Source organism: Calditerrivibrio sp., from assembly GCA_026415135.1.
GTDB lineage: Bacteria > Chrysiogenota > Deferribacteres > Deferribacterales > Calditerrivibrionaceae > Calditerrivibrio.
Genome location: JAOAHS010000049.1, coordinates 1 through 1,822, shown reverse-complemented (window position 1 = coordinate 1,822; position 1,822 = coordinate 1). Strand labels below are relative to the sequence as shown.

The window sequence follows — 1,822 nt, the reverse complement described above, 5'->3', positions numbered from 1 at the left end:
CATGAAAAGACCAAAAGGCTATGTAATAGCTCCTCATGTTCATAATCCGGTTAAGAGGGAAGTTTTTTATACTAAGGAAGTGTTATTTATAAAAAGGGGGAAGGTAAGGGTTGATTTTTACAGTGAAGACAGGATATATCTTAAGAGCACTATCTTAGAAGAGGGCGATGTTATACTATTAGCCTATGGTGGACATGGTTTTGAGATGTTGGAGGAAACAGAAATGATTGAGGTCAAACAAGGTCCATACGCTGGTGAAATGGATAAAACAAGATTTGAGCCAGTTGATAAAAACCTTTTGAGGTTTGATGAGCTATGATACCAGTCAATGAACCTTTATTTGGGGAAAAAGAAAAGGAATATCTAATAAGGTGTATTGAAACAGGTTGGATAGGCAGTGATGGGCAATTTGTCAAGGAATTTGAGGAGAAATTTGCAAGCTATATAGGTAGGAAATACGGTGTAGCAGTCAGTAGTGGGACAGCTGCATTGGAAGTTGCTGTAAAAGCGGTAGGCATCTCGTCAGAAGACGAAGTCATCATGCCAACGTTCACTATTATTTCCTGTGCTCAAGCTATAGTAAAGGTAGGGGCAAAGCCTGTTTTAGTTGATGCAGATTATAGAACATTCAATATGATTGTGAATGATATTGAGAAGAAGATAACTGAGAAGACAAAGGCCATAATGATAGTTCATATATATGGATTACCCGTAGATGTAGAACCAGTAAGAAATTTGGCTAAAAAGTATGGTTTGTTAATAATAGAAGACTCTGCGGAGGCGATTGGCTTAGAATATAAGGAAAAGCTTTGTGGGAGCTTTGGAGATGTTTCGGTTTTTAGCTTTTATACGAATAAACACATAGCTACTGGTGAAGGAGGCATGATTTTGACGGACGATGAGGAAATTGCAGAGAAATGCAAGTATTATAGAAATCTGTGCTTCTCTAAAGATCCAGCACTTAGATTCGTGCATGAGGATATTGGATGGAATTATAGAATGACCAATTTACAAGCGGCTGTAGGTTTAGCACAAATTGAAAGAATTTCAGATATCATTCAGAAAAAGAGATGGATAGGCAGAAAATATAATGAACTCCTCTCGGACATACCTCACATTTATCTACCCGTAGAAAAAACAGATTATGCGGAAAACATATATTGGGTATATCCTATAGTGATAAAAGATGAATATAAGAAAGATGCTAAAGAAGTTATGAAAGCACTGAGGCAGATGGGGATAGACACAAGACCATTCTTTTACCCTATGCATAAACAGCCAGTTTTTAACAGGATGGGTTTATTTTTGGGAGAACATTATCCTAATTCAGAAAAACTTTATGAAAAAGGCTTCTACATACCGAGCGGTATTGCACTTACAGAAGAGCAGATTTTAAAAGTTTCGGAAGCCATGCATGAGGTGTTTAAATGAGCGAGTTTGGAAGCATATATGCTAAATACTATGACCTTTTGTACAAAGACAAGGACTACGAGGCAGAAGTAGAATACGTAGACAGTCTCATAAAAAGATATAACCCAACCGCTAAAAATATATTGGATTTAGGATGCGGCACAGGGAGACATGCGGAGCTTTTGTGCAGAAAAGGATATCATGTTCATGGAGTAGATGCAAGTGAGGATATGATTAAAATTGCAAAAGAAAGGCAGTGTCAAGGGAGTGGTTCATTAAAATTTACGCATTCAAAAATTCAAAATTTAAACCTAAGTGAGAAATTTGATGTTATAGTAGCTCTATTTCATGTGCTTAGCTATCAAACAACTAACGAAGACGTGTTGACATTTTTTAAGGTTGCATCAAATCA

3 protein-coding genes are annotated in these 1,822 nt (G+C 36.8%); all 3 read left to right on the top strand.

Annotation, left to right across the window (positions count from 1 at the left end):
* A partial coding sequence (locus N3C60_08990) for a hypothetical protein (GenBank protein MCX8085041.1) occupies nucleotides 1–319 on the top strand: 319 nt, incomplete at its 5' end.
* Nucleotides 316–1,431, top strand: coding sequence for a DegT/DnrJ/EryC1/StrS family aminotransferase (locus N3C60_08985; GenBank protein ID MCX8085040.1), 1,116 nt, complete (start codon nucleotides 316–318; stop codon nucleotides 1,429–1,431). The genes N3C60_08990 and N3C60_08985, both read left to right, overlap by 4 nt.
* On the top strand, nucleotides 1,428–1,822 hold a 395-nt coding region (locus tag N3C60_08980), incomplete at its 3' end, for a class I SAM-dependent methyltransferase (GenBank protein ID MCX8085039.1). The genes N3C60_08985 and N3C60_08980, both read left to right, overlap by 4 nt.